The sequence below is a fragment of the Corynebacterium sp. HMSC066C02 genome, from assembly GCF_001814945.1.
GTDB classification, from domain to species: Bacteria; Actinomycetota; Actinomycetes; order Mycobacteriales; family Mycobacteriaceae; genus Corynebacterium; species Corynebacterium aurimucosum.
The window spans coordinates 112,162-112,467 of record NZ_KV818447.1; the positions used below are offsets into that span (position 1 = coordinate 112,162).

The window sequence follows — 306 nt, forward strand, 5'->3', positions numbered from 1 at the left end:
CGTCGGTGCTGGCATCTGTGTCGGTGTTGTCCGCGTCTTCGGCTTCGGCTTGGGCTTGGGCTTGGGCTTGTTGTTGTGCGTAGTCGTCGAGTTCTTGTTTGAGGTATTGGGCTTCCTCGCGGATGCGTTTCCTGGTGGCGGTGATGTGTTGGGCGACTGTTTGTGCCCAGCGTTTCTGTTTTGGTGCTAGCGGCCCGTCGGCTTCGGTAATAGTCCAGGTGCCGTCTTCATATAGCCAGATGACATCCCCGCTGTAGGGGTCGAGTAGGTATTTGAGGGTGCCATCGGTTTTCATGTTGTGATGGC

General features: G+C 56.5%; 1 pseudogene. It reads right to left on the reverse strand.

From position 1 onward, the window contains the following. Nucleotides 1-306 (reverse strand): annotated as a pseudogene (locus HMPREF2996_RS05310) (HNH endonuclease); the annotation flags it as partial.